The sequence below is a fragment of the Kitasatospora albolonga genome (assembly GCA_002082585.1).
Taxonomy (GTDB): Bacteria; Actinomycetota; Actinomycetes; order Streptomycetales; family Streptomycetaceae; genus Streptomyces; species Streptomyces stephensoniae.
On sequence record CP020563.1, the window covers coordinates 5,515,379 to 5,540,552 of the forward strand.

The window sequence follows — 25,174 nt, forward strand, 5'->3', positions numbered from 1 at the left end:
GATCTACGCTGGCCGGACGCAGCACGACACAGCCCGACCCAGGACGACGCAGGTCGGTGGAGGGAGCGGAACATGGGCAACGCCGAGGACGCACGGATTCCCGAGGGTGCGGAGGTCCCGGAGGGCGCGGTGGCCCCCGAGGAACAGTGGCTGGGTCCGGTACTGCGCCGCAGGGAGCAGGTCCAGCCCGGCACGACCGACCAGCGGCTGCTGGACTCCGAGGGTGACTCCGAGTGGGTGCACACCGACCCCTGGCGGGTGATGCGCATCCAGTCGGAGTTCGTCGAGGGCTTCGGTGCGCTCGCCGAACTGCCGAGCGCGATCAGCGTCTTCGGATCGGCCCGCACCCCGGCCGGATCACCGGAGTACGACGCCGGGGTCGCGATCGGCAAGGCCCTGGTCGACGCGGGCTTCGCGGTGATCACGGGCGGCGGCCCGGGCGCGATGGAGGCCGCCAACAAGGGAGCCCGGGAGGCGAAGGGCGTCTCGGTGGGCCTCGGTATCGAGCTGCCCTTCGAGTCGGGGCTGAACCCGCACGTCGACATCGGCGTCAACTTCCGCTACTTCTTCGTCCGCAAGACGATGTTCGTGAAGTACGCGCAGGGCTTCGTGGTCCTGCCCGGCGGCCTCGGCACCCTGGACGAGCTCTTCGAGGCGCTCACCCTCGTCCAGACCGGTAAGGTGACCCGCTTCCCGATCGTCCTCTTCGGCACCGCCTACTGGGGCGGCCTGGTGGACTGGCTCCGCGACACGGTGGTGGCCGGCGGCAAGGCATCGGAGAAGGACCTGCTGCTGTTCCACGTGACGGACGACGTGGACGAGGCGGTGGCGCTGGTGACGAAGGAGGTCGGACGCTAGGGCGTGTCCGGCCGCACTCAGCCCGTCCGGCGCTTGAGGGGCGGGGTCCGGGGCAGCGCCCCGGACCCCGCCCCGCCGGGCGGGCGGCACCTCCTACGCCAGCCCCCTCCGCGCCACCGCCGGTTCCCGGTGCCCGGCGATGGACGCCACCATGTCCAGCACCTGCCGCGTCTCCGCCACCTCGTGCACCCGGTACACCCGCGCCCCCAGCCACGCCGACACCGCCGTCGTGGCCAGCGTCCCGATCACCCGCTCCTTCACCGGCCGGTCCAGGGTCTCGCCCACGAAGTCCTTGTTGGACAGGGAGACCAGCACCGGCCACCCCGTCTCCGCCATCTCCTCAAGACGACGCGTCGCCTCAAGAGAGTGCCGCGTGTTCTTACCGAAGTCGTGCCCGGGATCGATCATGATCCCGTCCGCCCGCACCCCGAGCTCCACCGCCCGCTCCGCCAGCCCCACCGTCACGCGCAGGATGTCCGCCATGACGTCGTCGTACGCGATCCGGTGCGGCCGGGTCCGCGGCTCCGCGCCGCCCGCGTGCGTGCACACCAGACCCGCTCCGTACCGCGCGGCGACCTCCGCCAGCTTCGGGTCGACCCCGCCCCACGCGTCGTTCAGCAGGTCCGCCCCGGCCTCGCAGACCGCCTCGCCCACGTCGTGCCGCCAGGTGTCCACGCTGATCACCACGTCCGGGTGGCGGCGGCGTACCTCGGCGACGAACCCCACCGTCCGGCGCGCCTCCTCCTCGGCGCTCACCTCCTCGCCGGGGCCCGCCTTCACCCCGCCGATGTCGATGATCGCGGCGCCCTCGGCCACCGCCTGCTCGACCCGGGCCAGCGCTGGTTCGTCCCGGAACGTGGCGCCCTGGTCGTAGAAGGAGTCCGGGGTCCGGTTCACGATCGCCATGATCACCGGCTCGTACGGCCCGAATTCCCGCCGCCCCAGCCTGAGTGCACCGCTTGCCATCCCCTGTTTCCTCCCTGGTAGCCCGCCTGTGACCCTAACGGTCGGCGACGGCCGGCCCCGACTGTCGGTGCCGCATGGCACGATCGGAGCCGGCCGAGGTTTCCGCTCCCGGGGAGATACGCGTGTTCTGGTTCTTGCTGCTCACGATGGTGGTGGTCGTCACGGCGGTCACCCTCGCGGTGGTCGGCGGTGGCGGGAGCGCCGTGCTCCAGGACGTCACCCCCGAGCGGTTCACCGACCCGCTGCCCGCGACCCGCCCGGTCGGCCGGGCGGACGTCGAGGCGCTCCGCCTGCCGATGGCCGCCCGTGGCTACCGGATGGCGGACGTCGACGAGGCGCTGTCCCGGCTCGGCGCGGAGCTGGCCGAGCGGGACGCCCGGATCGCGGAGCTGGAATCCGCCCTGGCCGGGGCGCAGGCGTCCGTGGTGAGCACGGGGACCGACCTGTTCAAGCAGCCGGGGGAGGGCAGACAGCCCGGGGAGGACCGGACCGCCGGGCCCGGCGACGCTCAGCGGAACGGCACCGCGGGCCCGGACCGCACGGAGGGCGAGGCACGATGAGCACCGGAGCCGTCGCGGCCCCCGACGGACGGCCGCGCTGCCCGTGGGGGCTGTCCACCGAGGACTACCTCGCCTACCACGACACCGAGTGGGGCCGCCCGGTCCACGGGGACGACGCCCTGTTCGAGCGGCTCTGCCTGGAGGCGTTCCAGTCCGGCCTGTCCTGGCTGACGATCCTGCGCCGCCGCGAGACCTTCCGTACGGCCTTCGCCGGGTTCAGGATCGCCGAGGTCGCGAAGTTCACCGACGCCGACCGGGAGCGGCTCCTCGCCGACCCGGGCATCATCCGCAACCGGGCCAAGGTCGACGCCACCCTCGCCAACGCGAAGGTGCTCGCCGACTGGCCGGCCGGGGAGCTGGACGAGCTGATCTGGTCGTACGCCCCCGATCCGGCCGGCCGCCCCGCCCCGCGCGGACTGGACGACGTCCCCGCCGTCACTCCGGAGTCCACCGCGCTGGCCAAGGAGCTGAAGAGGCGCTCGATCCGCTTCGTCGGCCCCACCACCGCCTACGCCCTGATGCAGGCGTGCGGCCTGGTCGACGACCACCTCGCGGACTGCGTGGCCCGGGGCGGGGCCACCGTGGGATGAGCGGTCACTTCCCGAGATAGACCGGCTTCTCCTTCTTCAGGAACGCCTCCACCGCGATGGTGTGGTCCTGCGACGCGCCCGCCCGGGTCTGGAGTTCGTCCTCCTTCTCCAGCGCCTCGGCGAGCGTGTGCCCGGCGCCGTACGCCAGGGACTCCTTCAGCGCCGCGTACGCCACCGTCGGACCGTCCGCCAGGGCGCGGGCCACCTGCGCGGCCTCCTCGGCCAGCTTCTCCGCCGGTACCACCCGGTTGACCAGGCCCAGCTCGTACGCGTCCTGCGCGGAGATCGAGCGCGGGAAGAACAGCAGGTCGGCGGCGCGGCTCGGGCCGATCAGCCGGGGCAGCGTCCAGGACACGCCCGAGTCGGCCGTCAGCGCGACGCCCGCGAAGGAGGTGTTGAAGGAAGCCGTGTCGGCGACCACCCGGTAGTCGGCCGCCAGGGCGAACCCGAACCCGGCCCCGGCCGCGACCCCGTTCACCCCGGCGACCACGGGCTTGGCCATCCCGGTGATCGCCCGCACGATCGGGTTGTAGTGCTCCCGTACGGTGCTCAGCGCGTTGCCGTCCCCCGCCTCACGGGTCGCCGCCAGTGTGGCGACGTGCTCCTTGAGGTCCTGGCCGACGCAGAAGGCGCGCCCGGTGGCCGTGAGCAGAACCGCCCGTACGCCCGGATCGGCGCCCGCCGCCTCCAGGGCGTCCCGGAGCGCGACCTTCGCCGCGGTGTTCATGGCGTTCATCGCGTCGGGTCGGTTGATCGTGATCGTCGCGAGACCCCCGGTCACGTCGTAGAGCACGGTGTTCGCCAGTTCGTCGGCCATGGTGCTGTCCCCTCACTGCTCGGGCATCGTTGCCACTGGGGGCAAGCATGGCCGACGCGGGGCGGCCCGCCGATGTGACCTGCGTCTAACAATTGGCCCTCACCTGGGGGCCCGGGGCGGCGCAGTATCGCAGCCGGATCGCCGAATTGAGTGGTTTTGAGAGAGCGCGTTGCGCAAGCGATGCAGAGCGATGTTGGTCATCGGGGTCATTGATGCGGGATAATGGTGAAGAAGCAATGTGTTCGATGCCGGTGAGGCAGCGCCTGTCATGGGGCCGCCGGTTGCGATGAGCTGGTTTCAGGAAGGGGAACGAGCATGGCGGCCATGAAGCCGCGGACGGGCGACGGCCCGCTCGAGGTGACAAAGGAGGGGCGGGGCATCGTCATGCGCGTTCCGCTCGAAGGCGGCGGTCGGCTTGTTGTCGAGCTGACTCCGGACGAGGCCGATGCCCTCGGCGACGCGCTGAAGAAGGTCGTCGGCTGACGCGGAACGCCCATCACCTTCACCACTGCCCGGTACGGATCTCCGTACCGGGCAGTGGTGCGTCCGGAGGAGTCGTCGCGGGTACGGGCTCAGCCGCGCCGGACCGCGCAGAGCAGCCCGTCGCCGACCGGGAGCAGCGTCGGCATCAGCTCCTGGCTGTCGCGCACCGCGCGCAGCAGCTCCCGCAGCCGCAGCACCTCGGCGGGCTGGGCGGCGGAGTCGACCGTACGGCCGTCCGCGAAGACGCCCTCGAAGCAGACCAGGCCGCCGGGGCGCAGCAGGCGCAACGATTCAGCGAGGCAGTCGAGGCTCTCCAGCCGGTCGCCGTCGCAGAAGACGAGGTCGTAACCGCCGTCCGCGAGCCGGGGCAGGACGTCCAGCGCGCGGCCGGGGATGAAACGGGACCGGTTGGAGGCGAAGCCCGCCTCGCGGAACGCCTCCCGGGCGAACTGCTGGCGCTCGGGCTCCGGGTCCACCGTGGTCAGCACGCCGTCCGGCCGCATCCCGTGCAGCAGGTAGATGCCGGACACGCCCGTGCCCGTGCCGATTTCCGCCACCGCTTTGGCGCCCGCGGCACCGGCCAGCAGGCGCAGCGCGGCGCCGGTGCCCGGGGACACGGAGCGGAGACCCAGCTCGCGGGCCCTCTCCCGGGCCCGGTGCAGAGCTTCGTCCTCGGCGACAAAGGCGTCGGCGAGGCCCCAGCTCGTCTGCCGGTTGGCGGTAATGACCCTCTCCTGTCCCCGTAGTTGGCGCAACGGTGACTGTATCCGCTGGACCCGGGAACCCGCAGATGGGACCGGGCGTTGTGCAAGGAGTGGGGAAAGCGCAGCTGCCCGGCCCGCGGATCGGACCGGTGAGCTGCGAGGAGGCTCCGGGCGGCGCCCGGCCCCAGCAGGGAAAAGGCTTATCCGGAGCTAACGGGCGAGGTGGCTATGGTAGGGGCTCCACTGGACACCACCAGAGCCGATAGGGGAGGTGCGGCTGCGCCTGTGGATCGGGGCGGGGTGCTGCGGCGCCTTCTCAGGTCGGCCGGTGAGCCGAAATCCGTGACCAACATTGCTGACCGTTCTTCCGAAGACTCCGCACCGACCGCGACCTTCGCCTCTGATGCGGATTCTCAGGCGTGGACCCCGCCCTCATGGGAAGAGATCGTCAGCACGCACAGCGCGCGCGTGTACCGCCTCGCCTACCGGCTGACGGGCAACCAGCACGACGCCGAGGACCTGACGCAGGAAGTCTTCGTCAGAGTCTTCCGCTCGCTGTCGACCTACACGCCCGGCACCTTCGAGGGCTGGCTGCACCGCATCACCACCAATCTCTTCCTGGACATGGTCCGGCGCAAGCAGCGCATCCGCTTCGACTCGCTCGGCGACGACGCGGCCGAGCGGCTGCCCAGCCGGGAGCCGTCCCCGCAGCAGGTCTTCAACGACACCCACTTCGACGCCGATGTGCAGCAGGCGCTGGACACCCTGGCGCCCGAGTTCCGCGCCGCCGTCGTCCTCTGCGACATCGAGGGCCTCAGCTACGAGGAGATCGCCGCCACCCTCGGGGTGAAGCTCGGCACCGTGCGCAGCCGTATCCACCGGGGCCGCTCGCATCTGCGCAAGGCGCTCAAGCACCGTTCGCCCGAAGCCCGCGCCGAGCAGCGCTCCCTGGCGGACGCGGTCCTGGCAGGGGAGGGCGGAACGGCGTGAGTGGCACAGGTCCGACCGGTCCCACCCCCGCCGAAGCGCATCTGGGGGACCGGCTCGCCGCGCTGGTCGACGGCGAGCTCAATCACGATGCCCGCGAGCGGGTCCTCGCCCATCTGGCGACCTGCGCCCGGTGCAAGGCCGAGGCCGACGCCCAGCGCCGCCTCAAGAGCGCCTTCGCCATGTCTGCCTCACCCTCGCCCTCCGAGGGGTTCCTGGCCCGTCTCCAGGGCCTTCCCGGGGGCCCTGGAGACGACGGCAGCGGTGGCGGCAGGCCGTTCGGCGGCGGCGGGCCCTTCGCCGACGAGTTCTTCCCCCCGGTGCGGTCCTCGGGCTCCACCCGCCGCGACACCGCCGCGCCCTCCTCCCCCCTGGACGAGTTCGGCTATTTCCCGGCCGCCCACGGCTCCACCGCGGCCCTCCCGGTCGGCCCCCGCTCCGTCCTCCGCATCCACGACGTGGACCGGGACGCCGAGCGCTCCCCGTGGCGCGGGCGGCGCTTCGCCTTCGCGGCGGCCGGTGCGGTCTCCCTGGCGGCCCTCGCGCTCGGCGGCACCCTGCCGCTGGACTACGGCCCCGACTCCGTCCCGCGCGCCGAGGGCAGCGGGACCAGCGTGACCCCGCTCGACGCCGAGACCCGCGCCGGAGGTTCCGCCGAGGCGGTCAGCCGCGGGGGCGGTACGCAGTCGGTGGGCGGCGAGCGCCTGTCGGCCGACGGGTCGTCGACCGGTACCCACCGGCCGTCCCCCTCGCTCACCGCACCCCCGGTGTCCGGCGTCCCGGCGGTGAAGCCGCCCCTGTCGCTCCGGGCGCACATGACGACGCCCCTGCTGCTCGGCGCCCCGGTATCGGGCGGGCACCCGTTCGCGTTCCCCGTGGTGAACGTGTCCGTGCCGCCGCCGCTGATACGCCCGACCGGTAGCTCGACCCCGCTGCTCGCGGCGGTGCTGGGCAGCGGTTCGACAGCGAAGGCGGTCACCCCGCCGGCCCCCTCGGGCCCGGGTCCGGCCGCGCCGACCAACGACCTGGCGAGCCCGCTCTCCTCCGGGCGCTGAGCGGAACCGGGCCGGACACCGGCCACACAGCGGCCACACACCGGCCGAACCGTGACGGGCCCCTGCGCAGGGATTCGTGAACCTGGTTGAATCCCTGGGAGAAACGCCTCTGTGGGGCGTGCAGAGGCCAGTTGCGGAGAGAGCATGGACGACGGGAAGCCCACCGGGCCGCAGGCGAAGTGGTGGAGCCGCCCTGCGGCGGGGCGGCCCGGCCGCACCGAGCCGGAGGGCCGGGATCAGAACCGGGACCGGGGCACGGCCGAGGACGTCACCCCGGCCGCGCACACCGGGAGCACCGAACGCCCCGGCGGCGCCGGACACCACCAGGACAGTGCCACCGCAGCACACCCCGGCGGCCCGGCCCCCCAGGACACCCCTGCCGCAGACCCCCACGACAGCGCCGCCCGCCCCGGTGCCGCCGCCCGCCCCACCGGCCAGGAGCCGCAGCCGCCCCTCCCGTCCGGCCCGCCGCTGCACGCGCCCGACGAGTACAGCACCCCGCCGTACGGCGGCCCCGGGCCGTGGGCGCCCGCCCCGCCGGTCCAGCGTCCGACTCCGGCCCACGGCACCCCCGTACCCCCGCAGACCACCGCCACCCCCGTACCGCCGCAGGGCACCCCCGTGCCCCCGCAGACCCAGGCCGCACCCGTACCCCCGCAGCCCAACCCCGTACCGCCGCAGCCCGACCACCCCGTACCGCCGCAGTCCTCGCAGTGGCTCCAGTACGACCCGTGGGGTGCGCCCGGGCAGCCGTTGACCCAGGCGGGGCCGCCCCCGGGCAGTGAGCCGGGGCGCCGGAGGAACCGCCGGGGCGGGGCTTTCGCCGGGGTGCTCCTGCTGACCCTGGTCGCCAGCGGCATCGGCGGCGGAGTCGGCGCGTACATCGAGCGCCACGGCGGGCTGACCACCGTCGAGCTGCCCCAGGCGAGCCACGACAACGGCGACCGGGCCCCCGAGAGCGTCGCGGGCATCGCCGCCAGCGCCCTGCCCAGCGTGGTCACCCTGCACGTCAGCGGCACCGCCGAGTCCGGCACCGGCACCGGCTTCGTCCTCGACAACCGGGGCCACATCCTCACCAACAACCACGTCGTCGCCCCGGCCGGGTCCACCGGCGACATCACCGTGACGTTCAGCACCGGCGAGACGGCCGCCGCCGAACTCGTCGGCAAGGACAGCGGCTACGACCTCGCCGTCGTCAGGGTCAAGGGGGTCTCCGGCCTCAAGCCCCTGCCGCTGGGCAACTCCGACAACGTCCGGGTGGGCGACCCGGTGGTGGCCATCGGCGCCCCCTTCGACCTGTCCAACACGGTCACCTCGGGCATCATCAGCGCCAAGCAGCGGCCGATCACCGCGGGCGGCGAGAAGGGCGACGGCAGCGACATCAGCTATGTCGACGCCCTCCAGACCGACGCTCCGATCAACCCCGGCAACTCCGGCGGCCCCCTGGTCGACACCCAGGCCCACGTCATCGGCATCAACAGCGCCATCCGCGCGGCCGACAGCGGCAAGGGTGCCGAGCGCGGCGGCCAGTCCGGCTCCATCGGCCTCGGCTTCGCGATACCGATCAACCAGGGCAAGCGCGTCGCCGAGGAGCTGATCAACACCGGCCGGGCGACCCACCCGGTGATCGGCGTCACGCTCGACATGAAGTTCACCGGCGACGGGGCCAAGGTCGGCGAGAAGGGCGCCGAGGACGGCCCGGCGGTCACCAAGGGCGGACCGGCCGACAAGGCGGGCATCAGGTCCGGCGACGTCATCACCGCCGTCCAGGGCCAGCGGGTGCACAGCGGGGAGGAGCTGATCGTGAAGATCCGCGCCCACCGCCCGGGCGACCGGCTGGAGCTGCGGCTCACCCGAGGTGGCAAGGAGCTGTCCATCACGTTGACGCTCGGCTCGGCGAGCGGCACGTGAGCGACACGGCGAGGTACCGCCCCGACAGCTCGGCCAGGTACCGTTGAGCGGTCCGGGCACCCGGCCCAGCCTGCCGCGGACACCGGCATCAGGCGGAGAACACGCGGAGAACACGAGGAGCAGCTAGGTGTTCAATGACATAGGCGCACTGGAGCTGCTGACCATCGGAGTCCTGGCCGTGCTGGTCTTCGGCCCCGACAAGCTGCCCAAGCTCATCCAGGACGTCACGCGCACCATCCGCAAGATCCGCGAGTTCTCGGACAGCGCCAAGGAAGACATCCGTACGGAGCTGGGCCCGCAGTTCAAGGACTTCGAGTTCGAGGACCTCAACCCCAAGACGTTCGTCCGCAAGCAGCTGATGGACGGCAACGACGACCTGGGGCTGAAGGAGATCCGCGAGAGCTTCGACCTGCGCAAGGAGCTCTCCGACGTCACGGACGCGGTGAACGGCCGCACACCCGCACCGGATTCCGCCAACAGTGCGGCGAACGGCTCGGCGGGCGCGTCGGCCACCGCCACCTCGCCCAGCCTCACCAAGACCGGTGACACCACCCCTGACCTGCTGAAGAAGACCCCGCAGCAGACGCAGACCGAGCGCCCGCCGTTCGATGCGGACGCCACCTGACACCAGGTCAATCCCGACTCGTCCGGACGGTATGGCTATTCTCCATCTGTCCGGTTGCGAGGACGCCCACGCCCGCGGGGGGCGGGCCGCTCCGGATCGGAACTGATCGAGGAGGCGGCCGCTCAGATGGAGACGACGAGTCGGGTGGATACGGACGGTGCCCCTGGCACGGTCACGGCGGAGGAGGTGCCGGCGGCCCGGCGGCGTACCGTCGACGGCTACCTGGAAGCCCCTTTTCCCTGGTACGGGCTGGATGAAGCCTTCACCGGACCGCGCTGGCTGATGCAGGTCGGCACGGCCGCCGACGGCACGGTGCAGCACGGTTCGACCGGGCACGGCGACGAGCCCTCGGTGAAGACGGACGGCTCGGCCGCCGAGAAGGAGCGGTTCGCGGCCGTCATCACGGTCGCCGCCAGCCCGGTGCGGCACAGCGGTGACGGTACGGGGGTCCTGGACGCCACCACGGTCTCCTCGGCCGCCTGGCTGGCCGGCTCGGGGCTGCTGGCGTACACGTGGCCGCCGCAGATGGACCACACCCTGCGCGACGACTGGCTGGACCAGCAGACCGAGACGGCGTTCACCCTCGCCGACGACCTCGGCTCGGCGCCCTGGTCGACGCTCTCCCTGCCGGTGGACGGGGTCCCGGTGGAGTTCCACTACCGGGAGTCCGAGTTCGGCTGGGTGCTCGCCGGGTCGGCGCACGAAGGCGTGCACATCGGGGCGTACGGGCGGGGGATGAGCGCGTACGGGCTGGGGTTCTCGGTGATCAAGGACATCGAGAGCTACGCGTAGGACCCGGGAGTCGCGCGTAAAGCCCGAGAGCTGAGCGTAGGGCCCGCGCCCGGAACGCGTGAGCGCCGTACGGCCCGGTCTTCCCGGCCCGTACGGCGCTCACGAGCGGCAGGGCTCAGAACTTGTTGCGCGGGGTGATCCCCAGCGACATGCCCGACAGACCGCGCTGACGGCCCCCCAGCTTGCCCGCGATCGCGCGCAGCGCGCTGCCCGCCGGGGAGTCCGGGTCGGACAGGACCACCGGCTTGCCCTCGTCGCCGCCCTCGCGCAGCCGTACGTCGATCGGGATCGCGCCCAGCACCGGCACCTCGGCGCCGACCGTCCGGGTCAGCCCCTCCGCGACCCGAGCGCCGCCGCCCGAGCCGAAGACGTCGACCATCTCGTCGCAGTGCGGACACGGCATGCCCGACATGTTCTCCACGACGCCGACGATCTTCTGGTGGGTCTGTACGGCGATGGACCCGGCCCGCTCCGCCACCTCGGCCGCCGCCTGCTGCGGGGTCGTGACCACCAGGATCTCCGCGTTCGGCACGAGCTGCGCCACCGAGATCGCGATGTCACCGGTGCCCGGCGGCAGGTCGAGGAGCAGGACGTCCAGGTCGCCCCAGTACACATCGGCCAGGAACTGCTGGAGCGCCCGGTGCAGCATCGGGCCGCGCCACACCACGGGCGCGTTGCCCGGGGTGAACATGCCGATGGAGATGACCTTCACACCGTGCGCGGACGGCGGCATGATCATGTTCTCGACCTGGGTGGGCTTGCCGTCCGCGCCGAGCATCCGGGGCACGCTGTGCCCGTAGATGTCCGCGTCCACGACGCCGACCTTCAGCCCGTCGGCCGCCATCGCCGCCGCCAGGTTCACCGTCACCGAGGACTTGCCGACGCCGCCCTTGCCGGAGGCGACCGCGTACACCCGGGTCAGCGATCCGGGCTTGGCGAAGGGCACCTCGCGCTCGGCCGTCCCGCCGCGCAGCGAGCTCGCCAGGTCCTTGCGCTGCTCGTCGCTCATCACGTCGAGGGTGACCGCCACGCGGGAGACGCCCGCCACGCGGGAGACGGCCTCCTCCACGTTCCTGGTGATCGTGTCGCGCATCGGGCAGCCGGAGACCGTGAGATACACCGTGACAGCGACTGCACCGTCAGGATCGATCTCGACCGATTTCACCATGCCCAGCTCGGTGATCGGGCGGTGGATCTCCGGGTCGTTCACTGTCGCCAGTGCCTCAAGCACCGCGTCTTCCGTAGCCATACAGACGATGTTACGGCGCCGGGCCCTACGGGCGGGTAGCCCCTCAGCGGTCGCCTTCGTCACTCTCGGACGTACGCACGATCCGGCGCTCCTCCAGGTCCCGCACCATGTCCTGGAGCTCCGAGCGCATCCAGTCCCGGGTGGCGACCTCGCCGAGCCCCATCCGCAGCGCCGCGATCTCCCGGCTGAGGTACTCGGTGTCGGCGATGGACCGCTCGTTCTGCTTGCGGTCCTGCTCGTGGGTGACCCGGTCCCGGTCGTCCTGCCGGTTCTGGGCCAGCAGGATCAGCGGAGCGGCGTACGACGCCTGGAGCGAGAGCATCAGGGTCAGGAAGATGAACGGGTACTCGTCCCACCGCAGGTGCTCGGGCGCCCAGACGTTCCACGCCACCCAGACGATGATGATCAGCGTCATCCAGACGATGAACCGCCCGGTCCCCAGGAACCGCGCGATCCGCTCGGAGAACCGGCCGAACGCCTCCGGGTCGTACTCCGGCAGCAGCTTCAGCCCCGGCGCCTTCGGCTGGTCGAGCCGGGTGCGCGGAGGCCGCACCAGGCCCGACGAGCCCGTCGACGCGGCCTTCGACCGCTCCTCACCGGCCATGGTGGATGCCCCCCTCACCGTGGAAGTCGGTCTCGCGCCAGTCCTCGGGCAGCAGATGGTCCAGCACGTCGTCCACGGTCACCGCGCCCAGCAGCGACCCGCTCTCGTCCACGACGGGCGCCGAGACCAGGTTGTACGCCGCCAGATAGCTGGTCACCGTCGGCAGCGGGGTGTCCGGGGGCAGCGGCACCAGATCGCTGTCCACGATGGAGCTCACCAGGGTGAACGGAGGGTCGCGCAGCAGCCGCTGGAAGTGCACGGTGCCCAGGTACTTCCCGGTCGGCGTCTCGTCGGGGGAGCGGCATACGTACACCTGGGCGGCGAGCGCCGGGGACAGGTCCTGCTGCCGGACCCGGGCGAGCGCGTCGGCCACCGTGGCGTCCGGCCGGAGCACGATCGGCTCGGTCGTCATCAGACCGCCCGCCGTCCGCTCCTCGTACGACATCAGACGCCGTACGTCGGCGGCGTCGTCCGGGCGCATCAGGGTCAGCAGCCGCTCCTTGTCCTCCTCCGGCAGCTCCGAGAGCAGGTCGGCCGCGTCGTCCGGGTCCATCGCCTCCAGGACGTCGGCGGCCCGCTCCTCCTTCAGCTTGCCGAGGATCTCCACCTGGTCGTCCTCGGGCAGCTCCTCCAGGACATCGGCGAGCCGGTCGTCGTCGAGCGCGGCGGCCACCTCCACCCGGCGCTTGGGGGAGAGGTGGTGCAGGGCGTTGGCCACATCGGCGGGGCGCAGCCGCTCGAACGTGGCGACCAGGTTCTCCGCGCCCTGCCCGTGCTCCTCCAGCGAGAAGCCGCTCACCGCCGACCACTCCACCGTCAGCGTCTCGCCCTTGCGGCGCAGCGCCCCGCCGCGCCCCTTGCGGACGAAGTACTTGTCGATCTCCCAGTCCCGCCGGGCGGGCAGCTGCTGGATCGCCACGTCCAGGACGGTGACCTCCTCGTCGCTCTCCACCAGCCGCACCCGGCGGTCGAGGAACTCGCCGAGGACGAGCCGTTCGGTGGGCCGCTGCTCGAAGCGCCGCATGTTGACGACACCGGTCGTGATGACCTGGCCCGACTCGACACCCGTCACCCGGGTCATCGGCAGGAAGATCCGCCGTCGGCTGATCACCTCGACGACCAGGCCCAGGATGCGCGGCGGCCGTGCGCCGACCCGCAACATCGCCACCAGGTCGCGGACCCGGCCGACCTGGTCCCCGTTCGGGTCGAACACCGGCACCCCGGAGAGGTGCGAGACGAAGACCCGGGGGGCTCCTGCCGCCATGCTCCGCCTCCTCGTCTCCCGTTCCGCCGGCCGTCCGGCCGACGCTCCGTGCCACCAGCGCGTTCCGTCGTACGCGGGCCCGTCCGCGCGGACCGCCGTACGCGGGATCAGGCTAGCCCCTGCCGCCGTACCGCGCCCCGGCGGACCCGTCCGTACGGCGCGCTGGCGGGAGGTGCCCGGACCCCGGGTACGCTGCGCTCTGCCCCCCGATCGCAGTTGAGAGGCAGTACGCCCGTGACCTCTTTTGCCCCGGCAGTCCGGAATCATCACCGGACCGCGCTCGCGCTCGTGCTCTGCGGGGGGCTCGTCGCCGCCCTCACGGCCTGCGCGGGCGAGGACCCGGACAAGGGGACCAACGGGATCGGGAAACTCTCCGCCGAGCAGATCGACAAGAAGACCAGAGCGGCGGCCGACAGCGCCGACGGCGTACGGCTGGCGGGCACCCTGGTGAGCAAGGGCGGCACCTACATGCTGAACATGAAGCTCAGCGACAAGGGCGGCACGGGGTCGGTCTCCTCCAAGAAGCGGAACTTCGTGCTGCTGCGGATCGAGGACGAGCTCTTCATCAAGGCCGACGCCGACTTCTGGACGCACGAGGAGGGCGGCAAGGCGGGCGCCTCCGACCAGGAGGCGGCCGAGAAGCTGGGCGGCAAGTACGTGAAGGTCCCCAAGGACGACCCCAGCTACCGCCAGCTGCGCGGCTTCACCGACAAGAAGGTCCTCCTCGACGGCCTGCTGCCGCTGCACGGCACCCTGAACAAGGGCAGCCGGGACACGGTCGCCGGACACCGCACCATCCAGCTCCTGGGCGGCAAGGGCGAGGGCGGGGCGCTCGACGTCTCCCTGGAGGGCAAGCCGTACCCGGTGCGGGTGGCCAGGGGCGGCGGCGGGGGCACGGTCTCCCTGGCCGACTGGGGGCGCGCCTTCCCGCTGGAGGCCCCGGACAAGGACGACACCGTGGACTACGGCGGCCAGCTCCCCAAGTCCTCGGGCTGAGTCCTCTCACGGCCGGGCGTCAGCGCGTACGGCGCCGCTTCAGCAGCAGCCGGGGGAGCGCGGCCGGTACGGGCCGCCGCGTGGTCGCCCCGGTCGGCAGCGGGGCGGCGGCCAGCGAGGTGTCCGGCAGACGGGTGCTGACCGCCCCGGGCGTCAGGCGCACGACCGCGCACTCCTTCGCCCAGCGCTCGGTCATCACCTCGGCGTCCGGCGCGTTGAGCCGCTTGCCCCTCAGCTCGGCGACGGCCGCCTCCCACTCCTCGGAGTGCGGCGCCAGGACCCGTACGCCCGCGGTCCAGGCCACGATCCGGCCGCCCTTGTCCTTGCTGCGTACGGTCACCTCGGCGCTTCCCCCGTCGGCCAGCCCCTCCGGCAGCGGCTGCTCGCCCGGGCCGTCCCCGACGAGGTGGGCCGCGCCCTCGTGCCAGACGTGCCACACGGCCCGGGCGGGCCCGGTGGCCCGTACCCAGATGAGGCCGGACTTCTTCGTGGCCTCCTCGACGAGGGCCTTCTCCAGCAGGGCGGCGGCAGGATCAGTCATGGGCGGGAGCTTAGGCGGTGCCCTCCCGCGCTCACAGCCAGCCGTTGCGCTTCAGGATGCGGTGGATGGAGAAGCAGACCGCGCCGATGAGCCCGAGCACCAGCGGATAGCCGTACTTCCACTCCAGCTCCGGCATGTAGTCGAAGTTCATGCCGTAGATCCCGCAGATCGCCGTGGGCACGGCGATGATCGCCGCCCAGGAAGTGATCTTGCGCATGTCCTCGTTCTGGGCGACGGTCGCCTGCGCCAGATTGGCCTGGAGGATCGAGTTCAGCAGCTCGTCGAAGCCGATGACCTCCTCCTGGACCCGGGCGAGGTGGTCGGCCACGTCCCGGAAGTACTTCTGGATGTCCGGGTCGATCAGCCGCATCGGCCGCTCGCTGAGCAGCTGCATCGGCCGCAGCAGCGGCGACACGGCCCGCTTGAACTCCAGCACCTCCCGCTTGAGCTGGTAGATCCGCCCCGCGTCCGATCCGCGCCGGCCGCCCTTGGCCGGGGTGGAGAAGACATCGATCTCCACCTCGTCGATGTCGTCCTGCACCGCCTCCGCCACTGCGATGTACCCGTCGACGACATGGTCGGCCACGGCGTGCAGCACGGCGGAGGGACCCTTGGCCAGCAGCTCCGGGTCCTCCTGGAGACGGTGGCGCAGGCCGCGCAGGGAGCCCTGGCCGCCGTGCCGGACGGTGATGACGAAGTCCCGGCCGGTGAAGCACATCACCTCACCGGTCTCCACGACCTCGCTGGTCGCGGTCAGCTCGTCGTGCTCCACGTAGTGGATCGTCTTGAAGACGGTGAACAGCGTGTCGTCGTACCGCTCCAGCTTGGGCCGCTGGTGGGCGTGGACGGCGTCCTCCACGGCGAGCGGGTGGAGCCCGAACTCCCGGGCGATGCCCGCGAATTCCTCCTCCGTCGGCTCGTGCAGCCCGATCCAGGCGAAGCCGCCCTTCTCCCGCACCTCGAGCATCGCCTCGTGCGGGGTCGGGGTCGTGGGCCCCTCCAGGCGGCGGCCGTCGCGGTAGACCGCGCAGTCGACGACGGCGGTGGAGGCGGAGGGATCGCGAGTGGTGTCGTAAGCGCTGTAAGGGGCGGTGTTCTTACGGAAGGACGGACGCAGGGACGGGCGCACGGCGGCGCGCAGGTCACGGATCATCGACATGGCTGGCTCCTTCACGGAGGGCCGTCGGCGAGGGCGTGGAACAGCCCGGAATGGGGACGTGCGCTCACGTCCGCAAAGCGGGCTCCACCGCGCGGGCGCGATGACGGCGTTCGCAACAGACAGGCTGAGAAAGAGAACGGAAGTGTCTTCCGCGCGGTGAACGACCGTTGAAAGGGGCTGCCGGGGAAGCCCGACAGAGCGTCAGTTCAACGGATGGCTGAACGGGGGTTCAGCGGGAGAAGCGATGCGCGGAAGGGTGATCGGTACTGCACGGTCGACTTGGACGATCCATGGCAGTCCCCACCTCCTCCGGCCGGTCCCCCGTGAGGGACGACGTGTCGTCGGGACAAAGAGAGCGACGCTTCTGCGTGCTGTCCCGACCGGCGGCCAGGTTATCAGCCGTCCGGGGCCGAATCCCTTACTTTGCCCACTCCATACGCACTCTATGCTCGCCGGATGGCAGAAATTCTCGCTCTGGTCGAAGCCCGGCTCCGCTCGGCCCTCGGTGAACCGGACGCCCGCGCCGATGTGACGTTCCTCGGCACGGACCGGATCGAGGTGCTCCGCTTCCTCGACGGCGATGTGGTGCGCTACGCCACGCTCGGCATGGCGGGCCAGCCCATGGCCGACCCCACCTCACCGCTCGCCGACCCGGTGAAGGGCCCCCGCGCCGAGCTGATCCTGTCGGTACGGGGCGGGCTCGCCGACACCGACCAGGTGCTCCGCCCGCTCGCGGTGCTGGCCGCCTCCCCGCAGGTGGAGGGGCTCGTCGTGGCCCCGGGCGCGTCGCTGGACCTGGGGGAGCCGCTGTGGACCGGGGCGCCGTTCACCTCGGTGCTGGTGGCGGAGTCCGGCGGGCTGGTGGAGGACCTGGAGCTGGACGCGCCGATGGACCCGGTCCGCTTCCTGCCGCTGCTGCCGATGACCCCCAACGAGGCCGCCTGGAAGCGGGTGCACGGGGCGCAGGAGCTCCAGGAGCGGTGGCTCACGCACGGCACGGACCTGCGTGATCCGCTGCGTACCTCCGTACCGCTGGACTGAGCGGGGCCGTCCCGCGTACGGCGGGAGCGCCCGGGGGTCCCGGCTCGCCCGCGTACGGGGACGGACCGCCCGTACCGGGGCTCGTCCCCGTACCGCCGGAGCGTATGCGGGCGGCCCGCCGAACGGTCCCTCCGGTCCGGTGAGTGTCATGGGCATGTGCTTCTACCCGGCGGTAGCCACGCTGCGGACGGGTGATCGTCCTTGACGCGGCGACCGGCGGGGAGGACCGTGGGGCTCTATGAGGGGCGAACCCAGTTGCCCGAAGTGCGGTGGCCGGGTCAGGGCGCCCGGTCTCTTCGCCGACGCCTGGCAGTGCTCCGCGCACGGCCAGGTCCACCCGATGCAGCCGGTCGTCCCGCCGAGCGTCGAGGCGCTCGGCGTCGCGGTGCACCGCTCCCAGGTGCCCGTCTGGATGCCGTGGCCGCTCCCCGTGGGCTGGCTGTTCACCGGTGTGGGCGGTGCGGGCGACGACCGCAGCGGCGGCCGGGCGAGCGTCGTCGCCTGCTCGGGCCCCGGACCGCTGGGGGGCATGGGCGAGCTGCTGCTCGTCGCCGAGGAACTCGGCGTCGGACTCGGTGCCCGTTACGCCGGTATTGACGGCCCCGACCCCGGCCCCCATCTGAACGTCGACGCCGCCCCCGACGCCAAGGTCCACGCCGCAGGCCGTCCCACCCCGCTCTGGCACGTCAGGAACGCCCCGGAGGACCGGGCGGTCTTCGCGGGCGAGGCGCGCGGGCTGTGGCTCTGGGCGATCCTGTGGCCCGAGCAGTCGGGGCTGCTGCTCTACGACGAGCTGGTGCTCACCGATCTGCGCGATGCCGGGGGAGAGGTGGACCTCGTCCCGTGCGGGGCGCTCACCCCGCGTCTGCTCGCCGCCCCGGAGGCACCGCCCCGGCAGGGGACGGGTGAGCGGTAGGTCACCTACGGCTCCGGGGCCGGTGAGCGCGGCCGGGGCCCTGGCGTGCGGCGGTTATCCTTGAGCGGTCCCCCGTCCGCCCGCGAGCCCCGGAGTCAAGCGTCGTGCGCATCGACCTGCACACCCACTCCACCGCTTCGGACGGTACGGACACCCCCGCCGAGCTGGTCGCCAACGCCGCCGCCGCGGGCCTGGACGTCGTCGCGCTCACCGACCACGACACCGTCGGCGGCCACCAGCAGGCCATCGACGCGCTGCCCGAGGGGCTCACCCTCGTCACCGGCGCCGAGCTCTCCTGCCGGGTCGACGGTGTGAGCATGCACATGCTGGCGTACCTCTTCGACCCCGCCGACCCCGAGCTGGAGCGCGAGCGCGAGCTCGTCCGCGACGACCGGGTGCCGCGCGCCCAGGAGATGGTCCGCAAGCTCCGCGCCCTCGATGTGCCCATCACCTGGGAACAGGTCGCCCGGATCGCCGGGGACGGCTCGGTCGGCCGCCCGCATGTCGCCGCCGCCCTGGTCGAACTGGGCGTCGTCCCCACCGTCTCCGACGCCTTCACGCCCGACTGGCTGGGCAACGGAGGCCGTGCCTACGCCGCGAAGCACGAGTTCGACCCCTTCGAGGCGGTCCGGCTCGTCAAGGCGGCGGGCGGGGTCACCGTCTTCGCCCACCCGGCCGCCTCGAAGCGCGGTGAGGTGGTCCCCGAGGCCACGATCGCCGCGCTCGCCGCCGCCGGGCTCGACGGCATCGAGGTCGACCACATGGACCACGACGAGCCCACCCGGGCCCGGCTGCGCGGTCTCGCCCGCGAGCTGGGGCTCCTGCCCACCGGCTCCAGCGATTACCACGGCAGCCGAAAAACCGTCGGGCTCGGCGAGTACACCACCGACCCCGAGATCTACGGCGAGATCACCCGGCGCGCCACGGGAGCCTTCCCGGTGCCGGGCGCGGGCGGAGCAGACTGTCGCTAGGTCCTGTCGCCGAACTGTCGTCCGCCGGGCGACGCCCGGCACGGCCTAGCCCGTGCCCGGCGGATCAGGACCGGATAGGCCCTAGCCCCTCCCGGGCCCCTTCACCGCATCACGTCCCATTCCCGCGCGCCCTTTCCTCCGCCGTCGTGCGCCGACGGCGGGTCGGCCGGGCCCGCGCACCTCCGTACCACCCGCTCTCTCTCGCAAGGCTCACTGTGTTCGACGTCGCTGTCTTCGGATCTCTTTTTCTCACCCTTTTTGTGATTATGGACCCCCCTGGGGTCACCCCGATCTTCCTCGCCCTCACCGCGGGCCGCCCCGCCAAGGTGCAGCGCAGGATGGCGCTCCAGGCCGTCGCGGTCGCCTTCGGCGTGATCGCCGTCTTCGGTCTGCTCGGCCAGCAGATCCTGGACTATCTGCATGTCTCGGTCCCCGCCCTGATGATCGCGGGCGGTCTCCTGCTGCTGCTCATCGCGCTGGATCTGCTGACCGGCAAGACGGAGCAGCCGACACAGACCAAGGACGTCAACGTGGCGCTCGTACCCCTGGGCATGCCGCTGCTCGCCGGTCCCGGTGCGATCGTCTCGGTCATCCTCGCCGTGCAGCACGCCGACGGCTTCGGCGGCCAGCTCTCCGTCTGGTCGGCCATCGTGGCCATGCACGTGGTGCTCTGGCTGGCGATGCGCTACTCGCTGGTGATCATCCGCATCATCAAGGACGGCGGGGTCGTGCTGGTGACCCGGCTCGCGGGCATGATGCTTTCGGCCATCGCCGTACAGCAGATCATCAACGGCGTCACCCAGGTCATCCAGAACTCCTGACGCCGCCCCGCCGCACATCAGAGCGCCCCCGCACGGACTTTCCGTGCGGGGGCGCTGTGCCGCCGAAGGGGCGACGGGGGTTACGAAGCCGCGTCGCCGAAGGGGCGACGAGGGTTACGAAGCCGCGTTTTCGGCCGGCCGGATGTAGATGCGCTGGCTCACGGCCGCCGCCTGCCGCACGATCCCGTTGACGGAGGCGGCGTCCACGACGGTGCTGTCCACGGCGGTACCGTCGACGTCGTCGAGTCGCATGATCTCGAAGCGCACAGGGCTTCCCTTCGTCTCGTCCGTTTCTTGTATGTGACAACGTCTTGCCCGGTGCAAACATTCCCTACGCTAAGGAAATTTTTTGGATGTCTAAGTATCCGGCGGATATCGCGGACATCGCGGCTGTCATGGAGCGTCTGGACCGCACCAACGAGCTGCTTCAGCGCATGCTCGTGGAGGTCTCCAAGACCCCTTCCACCCATGCCATCTTCGTGGACGCGGGCTATGTGTACGCGGCGGCCGGGCTGCTCGTCACCGGCACCGAGGACCGCCGCTCCTTCGACCTCGACGCCGAGGGGCTGATCGAGGCGTTCATCGACCGGGCCCGCACGATCTTCGCGGACAGCCGGCTGCTGCGCGTGTACTGGTACGACGGGGCCAGGCGCCGCATCCACACCACCGAGCAGCAGGCCATCGCCGAACTCCCGGACGTCAAGGTGCGGCTCGGCAACCTCAACGCCAACAACCAGCAGAAGGGCGTCGACTCCCTCATCCGCACCGACCTCGAATCGCTCGCCCGGCACCGGGCCATCAGCGACGCGGCCCTCATCGGCGGCGACGAGGACCTGGTCTCCGCCGTCGAGGCGGCCCAGGGGTACGGGGCGCGCGTCCACCTCTGGGGCATCGAGGCCGCCGAGGGCCGCAACCAGGCCGAACCGCTGCTCTGGGAGGTCGACAGCCAGCGCACCTTCGACCTCGACTTCTGCCGCCCCTACGTCACCCGGCGCCCGGTCACGACGTACGAGGACGACACCCCGGCCCCCTCCCGGGAGGACGTCCGCTTCGTCGGCGCCCAGATCGCCGCCGCCTGGCTCGCCGCCCGGGGCCGGGAATCCCTCGCCGACCTGCTGCCCGGCCACCCCTACCTGCCGGGCTCGGTCGACCAGGACCTCCTGGTGGAGGCCGAACGCCTGCTCCAGTACTCACTGCGCGGCCACGCGCACCTGCGCCGGGCGCTGCGCGACGGCTTCTGGCAGCACGTGCAGGCGCAGTTCTGACCCTCAGGCGTCGGGGACCGTGTCCCAGAACGCGGCGAGCGCCGCCGCCGTCTCGTGCGGGCGGGCGGTGTTGGGGGAGTGCTCGGCCCCGGCGATCGTGGTGCGGTGCGCCCCGAGCCGCCGGGCCATCGCGTCGAACTGCTCCACCGGCCATACGTCGTCGCGCTCGCCGGACAGCACAAGGACGGGCAGCCCGAGGGCGGCCAGCTCGTCCACCCGGTCCGGTTCGGCGGACAGCTGGGCGCCGGTGGCGATCAGCTGGGCCGGGTTGTGGAGCAGCCACCGCCGCCGCAGGTCCTCGCCGTCACCGGTGTCCGCCTCCTGCGGCGGGTCCATGACCCGCATCGCCTCCCACACCTCGTCCATGGTGAGCACGGAGAGCGCGTCGCTCAGCATCTTCACCTTCTCCTGCTGTACGGCGACCACCTCGGCCGGGCCGGAGGACATCAGCGTCAGCGAGCGGAACGGGGTGGGGTCCAGCAGGACGGCGGCGCGGGAGATCTGGCCGCCGAGCGAGTGCCCGAGCAGGTGCAGGGTCCCGCCGTCCTCGGCCAGGGCCGCCGCCTGGGCCAGCACATCACTGGCCAACTCCCTTTGCGCGTACGTCTCCTGACGGTCCGTCCCCGCGGACTCGTACTGCCCGCGACCGTCGACGGCGACCACCCGGTACCCGGCCGCGCAGAGCGGTTTGAGCAGCGCGATGAAGTCCTCCTTGCTGCCGGTGTACCCGGGCAGCAGCAGGGCGGTGGCACGCGCCGGAGCGGCCGGTACGGCGTCCAGGACGGCGAAGTCCCCCCGCTCGGTACGCAGGACGCGGGCGGTGGCGCAGGGCGGCGGGGTGAAGGTGGGCGGGCGGCTCATGGGGCGAGGCTATCGCCGGGCCGGGCCCGGGGCACCACCGGGAGGGCGGGGGAGGGCCGGTACGGGGGCCGTTGGGGTTGGTGCGGGGCGCGGGGCGCGGGGTGCCGGTCGGGGGGGCCTGGCGCGGGTGCCGCCACCCCTGGCCCGGTACGCCATCGGGCCCGGCCCGGGAGACCGCCGGGCCCAGCCCGGGGTGCCGGTCGGGGTCTTGGCCCGGGTGCCGCCCCCCTGGCCCGGTACGCCATCGGGCCTGGCCCGGGAGACCGCCGGGCCCGGCCCGGGGTGCCGTCGGGCGCCCGGGGCCCCGGGCGCGCCGTCGAACCTGGCCTCGGGCGCTGCCGGGCGGGCCCCGGCCGCCGGTCCCGGCGCGGGGCGCCTGCGGGCGTGCCGCGCCCACCCCCGTACAGCGTGAAAAGGCCCCGGCCCCCGCAACTGCGGGGGCCGGGGCCTCGGGGTTTCGCGGGACCGTCAGCTCTCGGTCGTCGCCGTGACCTTGCCCGCCGCGCGGGTGGCCCGGCGGCGGCGCGGCTTCGTCTCGGCGGCGGCCTCGCTCACCACGGCCTCGGCCTCGGAGACCACAGCGGCCTCCTGGGACGCGGTCGAGGTGACGCTCCGGGTGGCCCGGCGCCGACGCGGCTTGGTCTCGGCCTCCTCGGCGGTGGCCGGTGCCTCCGGGGCCGCCTTCTCGGCGGATACCGAGGTCTCCGTGCCGGTCGCGCTCCGGGTGGCGCGGCGGCGGCGCGGCTTCGTCTCGGTCTCGGTGGCCGGAGCCTCCGGAGCCTCCGGAGCGGCCGTCTCGGCGGGGGCCGCGGCCTTCGCCCGCGACGCCCTCTTCGGCTTCGCCTCGGTCTCCGTACCGGCCTCCGCCTTCGGCTTCGACTCCGCCTTCGGGCGGCTCGTGGCGCGGGCCGGGCGGCGGCGGGTCTTCGACTCGGGCTCCGGCTCGGAGGCCGGGGCGATCTGGAAGTCCACCTCGTCGGCAGGCTTCACGATCCGGGTGCGGCGGCGCGGCCTGGTCACCGGCTCGGCGACCGGCTCCGCGATGCCCGCGGCGGCCGCCACGGTCTGGAACCCGGCCTCGACCGGAGCGGCGGCGGCAGGGACCTGCGCCACCGGCTCGGCCACCGGCTTCGCGGCGGCGCGGCTGCGACGGCGGCGCGGCTTGGCCTCCGCGACGGGCTCGGCGGCGGCCGGGACGACGGCCTCGGCGGCGGGAGCCACCGCAGCCGGAGCCGTGGCCGGGGCCTCGGCGACCGCCACGGACGCCTCGGTCACGGTGTCGGCCGCGCCGACCCGCGTACGGCGACGGCGGCGCGGGGTGCGGGCCGGGGCCTCGGACGGCTCGTCACCGGCCGGGGCGACCGGCGCGGCCTCCTTGGCGGGGGCCGGGACCGTCGCCGCGGACTCCGCCACGGTCGACCCGCCACGGGTGCGGCGGCGCTGACGCGGCGTACGCGTACGGGGCTCGCGCTCCTCACGGGCCGGAGCGGCTGCGGCGGACTTGCGGCCGCGGCCACCGGTCTCGCCGAGGTCCTCGACCTCCTCCGCGCGCAGACCGGCACGGGTCCGCTCGGCGCGCGGCAGGACACCCTTGGTGCCGGCCGGGATGCCGAGCTCCTCGAAGAGGTGCGGCGAGGTGGAGTAGGTCTCCGGCGGGTCCGGGAACTTCAGGTCCAGCGCTTTGTTGATCAGCTGCCAGCGCGGGATGTCGTCCCAGTCGACCAGCGTGATCGCGGTGCCCTTGGCGCCCGCGCGGCCGGTGCGGCCGATGCGGTGGAGGTAGGTCTTCTCGTCCTCCGGCGACTGGTAGTTCACGACGTGGGTCACACCCTCGACGTCGATGCCGCGCGCGGCGACATCGGTGCAGACGAGGACGTCGACCTTGCCGTTGCGGAAGGCGCGCAGCGCCTGCTCGCGGGCGCCCTGACCGAGGTCGCCGTGGACCGCGCCGGAGGCGAAGCCGCGCTTCTCCAGCTGCTCGGCGATGTCGGCGGCCGTCCGCTTCGTCCGGCAGAAGATCATCGCGAGCCCGCGGCCCTCGGCCTGGAGGATGCGGGCGAGCATCTCCGGCTTGTCCATGTTGTGCGCGCGGTAGACGTGCTGGACCGTGTTCTTGACGGTCGTGCCCTCGTCGTCGGGCGAGGTGGCGTTGATGTGCGTCGGCTGCGACATGTAGCGGCGGGCGAGGCTGATGACGGCACCGGGCATGGTGGCCGAGAACAGCATCGTCTGGCGCTTGGCCGGGAGCATCGTGATGATGCGCTCGACGTCGGGCAGGAAGCCCAGGTCCAGCATCTCGTCGGCCTCGTCCAGGACGAGCCCGCGGATGTGGGAGAGGTCGAGCTTGCGCTGGCCCGCCAGGTCCAGCAGGCGGCCCGGGGTGCCGACGATCACGTCGACGCCCTTCTTGAGGGCCTCGACCTGGGGCTCGTACGCCCGGCCGCCGTAGATCGCGAGAACGCGGACGTTACGGACCTTGCCCGCGGTCAGCAGGTCGTTGGTGACCTGGGTGCAGAGCTCGCGGGTGGGGACGACGACGAGCGCCTGGGGGGCGTCGGTCAGCTCTTCGGGCTTCGCGCGGCCCGCCTCGACGTCGGCGGGGACGGTGACGCGCTCCAGGAGGGGGAGTCCGAAGCCGAGCGTCTTTCCGGTGCCGGTCTTGGCCTGGCCGATGACGTCGGAGCCGGAGAGCGCCACGGGGAGCGTCAGCTCCTGGATGGGGAAGGGGGACGTGATGCCGACTGCCTCGAGGGCTTCGGCCGTCTCGGAAAGAATGCCGAGGTCGCGGAACGTAGTCAGGGTGCTGCCTCTTCTGTGAGACGCGGCCCGAGGCGAACGCTGGGGGTCGTACCGTGCCGGGTTGGTCATCCGGCCGTGGGAGGCCGGGTGGCGCGGGACCACTGCCGTCGCTCGAGCGCTCGTGCCGCTGAGGGGGCCCCTCATCTTGCAGTCGTACGGTGTCGTACGCACTGCGTGGAGGGCTGTCGGGTCGGAGCCGATCGGGCCACCGACCGGGCATCCTCATTCAAAGGACGCGCCCCTGGCACAGGAAAATGCTCAGTAAGCGCAATACCACTGTACCCCGGATTCGCGCATGTGTGTTGGACGAATTCATCGGAACGGTGTGATGTCCGCTGC

General features: G+C 72.5%; 25 protein-coding genes. 15 read left to right on the forward strand and 10 right to left on the reverse strand.

From position 1 onward, the window contains the following. Nucleotides 1-72: 72 nt before the first annotated feature. Nucleotides 73-858, forward strand: a complete 786-nt coding sequence (locus B7C62_24505; protein ARF75046.1) for a Rossman fold protein, TIGR00730 family — start codon at nucleotides 73-75, stop codon at nucleotides 856-858. 93 nt (nucleotides 859-951) lie between these two features. Here the strand turns inward: B7C62_24505 and B7C62_24510 are convergent, their stop codons facing one another. Continuing rightward, nucleotides 952-1,824, reverse strand: coding sequence for a dihydropteroate synthase (locus B7C62_24510; protein ARF75047.1), 873 nt, complete (start codon nucleotides 1,822-1,824; stop codon nucleotides 952-954). Between the two features lie 74 nt (nucleotides 1,825-1,898). Here B7C62_24510 and B7C62_24515 point away from each other — a divergent pair, with 74 nt between their 5' ends. After that, nucleotides 1,899-2,384: a cell division protein DivIVA gene (locus tag B7C62_24515; protein ID ARF75048.1), complete on the forward strand. Its 486-nt coding sequence runs from the start codon at nucleotides 1,899-1,901 to the stop codon at nucleotides 2,382-2,384. After that, on the forward strand, nucleotides 2,381-2,974 hold the full coding sequence (locus B7C62_24520) for a 3-methyladenine DNA glycosylase (protein ARF75049.1): 594 nt from the start codon (nucleotides 2,381-2,383) through the stop codon (nucleotides 2,972-2,974). Before B7C62_24515 ends, B7C62_24520 begins: the two co-directional genes overlap by 4 nt. 4 nt (nucleotides 2,975-2,978) lie before the next feature. On the opposite strand, the gene B7C62_24525 is transcribed toward B7C62_24520, so the two are convergent. Then, nucleotides 2,979-3,791 (reverse strand): enoyl-CoA hydratase, encoded by an 813-nt coding sequence (locus tag B7C62_24525; protein ARF75050.1) that lies wholly within the window; start codon nucleotides 3,789-3,791, stop codon nucleotides 2,979-2,981. A 315-nt stretch (nucleotides 3,792-4,106) separates the two neighbouring features. Between B7C62_24525 and B7C62_24530 the strand changes: the two genes are divergently transcribed. Beyond that, entirely contained in the window at nucleotides 4,107-4,274 is a 168-nt protein-coding gene (locus B7C62_24530; GenBank protein ID ARF75051.1) for a DUF3117 domain-containing protein, read from the forward strand. An 89-nt stretch (nucleotides 4,275-4,363) separates the two neighbouring features. Here B7C62_24530 and B7C62_24535 read toward each other — a convergent pair whose 3' ends face one another. Then, nucleotides 4,364-5,029, reverse strand: a complete 666-nt coding sequence (locus B7C62_24535; GenBank protein ARF75052.1) for a methyltransferase — start codon at nucleotides 5,027-5,029, stop codon at nucleotides 4,364-4,366. A 249-nt stretch (nucleotides 5,030-5,278) separates the two neighbouring features. Here B7C62_24535 and B7C62_24540 point away from each other — a divergent pair, with 249 nt between their 5' ends. From B7C62_24540 to B7C62_24560, 5 genes are all read left to right on the forward strand, one after another. Continuing rightward, nucleotides 5,279-5,968, forward strand: coding sequence for an RNA polymerase sigma factor SigE (locus B7C62_24540; protein ID ARF75053.1), 690 nt, complete (start codon nucleotides 5,279-5,281; stop codon nucleotides 5,966-5,968). Beyond that, nucleotides 5,965-7,020, forward strand: a complete 1,056-nt coding sequence (locus tag B7C62_24545) for a zf-HC2 domain containing protein (protein ID ARF75054.1) — start codon at nucleotides 5,965-5,967, stop codon at nucleotides 7,018-7,020. Before B7C62_24540 ends, B7C62_24545 begins: the two co-directional genes overlap by 4 nt. Nucleotides 7,021-7,164: 144 nt before the next feature. Beyond that, nucleotides 7,165-8,931 carry a protease gene (locus B7C62_24550; GenBank protein ID ARF75055.1) on the forward strand — a complete coding sequence of 589 codons (1,767 nt, stop codon included), beginning with the start codon at nucleotides 7,165-7,167 and terminating at the stop codon, nucleotides 8,929-8,931. Nucleotides 8,932-9,058: 127 nt separating this feature from the next. Beyond that, the gene (locus B7C62_24555) at nucleotides 9,059-9,556 is read left to right on the forward strand and encodes a Sec-independent protein translocase TatB (protein ID ARF75056.1); all 498 of its coding nucleotides are present in this window, start codon (nucleotides 9,059-9,061) and stop codon (nucleotides 9,554-9,556) included. 126 nt (nucleotides 9,557-9,682) lie between these two features. Further along, nucleotides 9,683-10,348 carry a hypothetical protein gene (locus tag B7C62_24560; protein ID ARF75057.1) on the forward strand — a complete coding sequence of 222 codons (666 nt, stop codon included), beginning with the start codon at nucleotides 9,683-9,685 and terminating at the stop codon, nucleotides 10,346-10,348. Nucleotides 10,349-10,463: 115 nt separating this feature from the next. On the opposite strand, the gene B7C62_24565 is transcribed toward B7C62_24560, so the two are convergent. Genes B7C62_24565 through B7C62_24575 form a run of 3 tightly spaced genes read right to left on the reverse strand, consistent with a single transcriptional unit; the run spans nucleotide 10,464 to nucleotide 13,465 of the window. Continuing rightward, complete coding sequence (locus tag B7C62_24565; protein ARF75058.1) at nucleotides 10,464-11,597, reverse strand: sodium:proton antiporter; 1,134 nt, start codon at nucleotides 11,595-11,597, stop codon at nucleotides 10,464-10,466. A 43-nt stretch (nucleotides 11,598-11,640) separates the two neighbouring features. Next, nucleotides 11,641-12,201, reverse strand: coding sequence for a hypothetical protein (locus B7C62_24570; GenBank protein ID ARF75059.1), 561 nt, complete (start codon nucleotides 12,199-12,201; stop codon nucleotides 11,641-11,643). After that, a complete protein-coding gene (locus B7C62_24575; GenBank protein ID ARF75060.1) occupies nucleotides 12,191-13,465 on the reverse strand; it encodes a magnesium transporter in 1,275 nt (424 codons plus the stop codon). The genes B7C62_24570 and B7C62_24575 overlap by 11 nt, the downstream gene beginning before the upstream one ends. Nucleotides 13,466-13,699: 234 nt before the next feature. On the opposite strand from B7C62_24575, the gene B7C62_24580 reads away from it, so the two are divergent. Further along, a complete protein-coding gene (locus B7C62_24580; protein ARF75061.1) occupies nucleotides 13,700-14,461 on the forward strand; it encodes a hypothetical protein in 762 nt (253 codons plus the stop codon). Between the two features lie 19 nt (nucleotides 14,462-14,480). Here B7C62_24580 and B7C62_24585 read toward each other — a convergent pair whose 3' ends face one another. Both B7C62_24585 and B7C62_24590 read right to left on the reverse strand, forming a co-directional pair. After that, the gene (locus B7C62_24585; protein ID ARF75062.1) at nucleotides 14,481-15,002 is read right to left on the reverse strand and encodes a hypothetical protein; all 522 of its coding nucleotides are present in this window, start codon (nucleotides 15,000-15,002) and stop codon (nucleotides 14,481-14,483) included. 31 nt (nucleotides 15,003-15,033) lie between these two features. Further along, a complete protein-coding gene (locus B7C62_24590; protein ID ARF75063.1) occupies nucleotides 15,034-16,161 on the reverse strand; it encodes a magnesium transporter CorA in 1,128 nt (375 codons plus the stop codon). A 456-nt stretch (nucleotides 16,162-16,617) separates the two neighbouring features. On the opposite strand from B7C62_24590, the gene B7C62_24595 reads away from it, so the two are divergent. From B7C62_24595 to B7C62_24615, 5 genes are all read left to right on the forward strand, one after another. Beyond that, nucleotides 16,618-17,202, forward strand: a complete 585-nt coding sequence (locus B7C62_24595) for a Suppressor of fused domain protein (protein ARF75064.1) — start codon at nucleotides 16,618-16,620, stop codon at nucleotides 17,200-17,202. A gap of 238 nt (nucleotides 17,203-17,440) precedes the next feature. Further along, complete coding sequence (locus tag B7C62_24600) at nucleotides 17,441-18,118, forward strand: hypothetical protein (GenBank protein ARF75065.1); 678 nt, start codon at nucleotides 17,441-17,443, stop codon at nucleotides 18,116-18,118. Between the two features lie 104 nt (nucleotides 18,119-18,222). Then, nucleotides 18,223-19,089 carry a phosphatase gene (locus B7C62_24605; GenBank protein ID ARF75066.1) on the forward strand — a complete coding sequence of 289 codons (867 nt, stop codon included), beginning with the start codon at nucleotides 18,223-18,225 and terminating at the stop codon, nucleotides 19,087-19,089. A 215-nt stretch (nucleotides 19,090-19,304) separates the two neighbouring features. Further along, nucleotides 19,305-19,910 carry an antibiotic resistance protein MarC gene (locus B7C62_24610; GenBank protein ARF75067.1) on the forward strand — a complete coding sequence of 202 codons (606 nt, stop codon included), beginning with the start codon at nucleotides 19,305-19,307 and terminating at the stop codon, nucleotides 19,908-19,910. Nucleotides 19,911-20,263: 353 nt separating this feature from the next. After that, nucleotides 20,264-21,175 carry an NYN domain-containing protein gene (locus B7C62_24615; protein ID ARF75068.1) on the forward strand — a complete coding sequence of 304 codons (912 nt, stop codon included), beginning with the start codon at nucleotides 20,264-20,266 and terminating at the stop codon, nucleotides 21,173-21,175. A 3-nt stretch (nucleotides 21,176-21,178) separates the two neighbouring features. Here the strand turns inward: B7C62_24615 and B7C62_24620 are convergent, their stop codons facing one another. Together B7C62_24620 and B7C62_24625 are read right to left on the reverse strand one after the other, a co-directional pair. Further along, the gene (locus tag B7C62_24620; protein ID ARF75069.1) at nucleotides 21,179-22,036 is read right to left on the reverse strand and encodes an alpha/beta hydrolase; all 858 of its coding nucleotides are present in this window, start codon (nucleotides 22,034-22,036) and stop codon (nucleotides 21,179-21,181) included. 468 nt (nucleotides 22,037-22,504) lie between these two features. Next, a complete protein-coding gene (locus tag B7C62_24625; protein ID ARF77358.1) occupies nucleotides 22,505-24,745 on the reverse strand; it encodes a DEAD/DEAH box helicase in 2,241 nt (746 codons plus the stop codon). Nucleotides 24,746-25,174: the final 429 nt, after the last annotated feature.

What these genes read in the sequence shown, in the direction of transcription:
- B7C62_24505 (ARF75046.1), top strand. Translation starts at nt 73, where the DNA reads ATGGGCAACGCCGAGGACGCACGGATTCCCGAGGGTGCGGAGGTCCCG.
- B7C62_24510 (ARF75047.1), bottom strand. Translation starts at nt 1,824, where the DNA reads ATGGCAAGCGGTGCACTCAGGCTGGGGCGGCGGGAATTCGGGCCGTAC.
- B7C62_24515 (ARF75048.1), top strand. Translation starts at nt 1,899, where the DNA reads ATGGCACGATCGGAGCCGGCCGAGGTTTCCGCTCCCGGGGAGATACGC.
- B7C62_24520 (ARF75049.1), top strand. Translation starts at nt 2,381, where the DNA reads ATGAGCACCGGAGCCGTCGCGGCCCCCGACGGACGGCCGCGCTGCCCG.
- B7C62_24525 (ARF75050.1), bottom strand. Translation starts at nt 3,791, where the DNA reads ATGGCCGACGAACTGGCGAACACCGTGCTCTACGACGTGACCGGGGGT.
- B7C62_24530 (ARF75051.1), top strand. Translation starts at nt 4,107, where the DNA reads ATGGCGGCCATGAAGCCGCGGACGGGCGACGGCCCGCTCGAGGTGACA.
- B7C62_24550 (ARF75055.1), top strand. Translation starts at nt 7,165, where the DNA reads ATGGACGACGGGAAGCCCACCGGGCCGCAGGCGAAGTGGTGGAGCCGC.
- B7C62_24560 (ARF75057.1), top strand. Translation starts at nt 9,683, where the DNA reads ATGGAGACGACGAGTCGGGTGGATACGGACGGTGCCCCTGGCACGGTC.
- B7C62_24565 (ARF75058.1), bottom strand. Translation starts at nt 11,597, where the DNA reads ATGGCTACGGAAGACGCGGTGCTTGAGGCACTGGCGACAGTGAACGAC.
- B7C62_24570 (ARF75059.1), bottom strand. Translation starts at nt 12,201, where the DNA reads ATGGCCGGTGAGGAGCGGTCGAAGGCCGCGTCGACGGGCTCGTCGGGC.
- B7C62_24575 (ARF75060.1), bottom strand. Translation starts at nt 13,465, where the DNA reads ATGGCGGCAGGAGCCCCCCGGGTCTTCGTCTCGCACCTCTCCGGGGTG.
- B7C62_24585 (ARF75062.1), bottom strand. Translation starts at nt 15,002, where the DNA reads ATGACTGATCCTGCCGCCGCCCTGCTGGAGAAGGCCCTCGTCGAGGAG.
- B7C62_24590 (ARF75063.1), bottom strand. Translation starts at nt 16,161, where the DNA reads ATGTCGATGATCCGTGACCTGCGCGCCGCCGTGCGCCCGTCCCTGCGT.
- B7C62_24595 (ARF75064.1), top strand. Translation starts at nt 16,618, where the DNA reads ATGGCAGAAATTCTCGCTCTGGTCGAAGCCCGGCTCCGCTCGGCCCTC.
- B7C62_24600 (ARF75065.1), top strand. Translation starts at nt 17,441, where the DNA reads ATGAGGGGCGAACCCAGTTGCCCGAAGTGCGGTGGCCGGGTCAGGGCG.
- B7C62_24615 (ARF75068.1), top strand. Translation starts at nt 20,264, where the DNA reads ATGTCTAAGTATCCGGCGGATATCGCGGACATCGCGGCTGTCATGGAG.
- B7C62_24620 (ARF75069.1), bottom strand. Translation starts at nt 22,036, where the DNA reads ATGAGCCGCCCGCCCACCTTCACCCCGCCGCCCTGCGCCACCGCCCGC.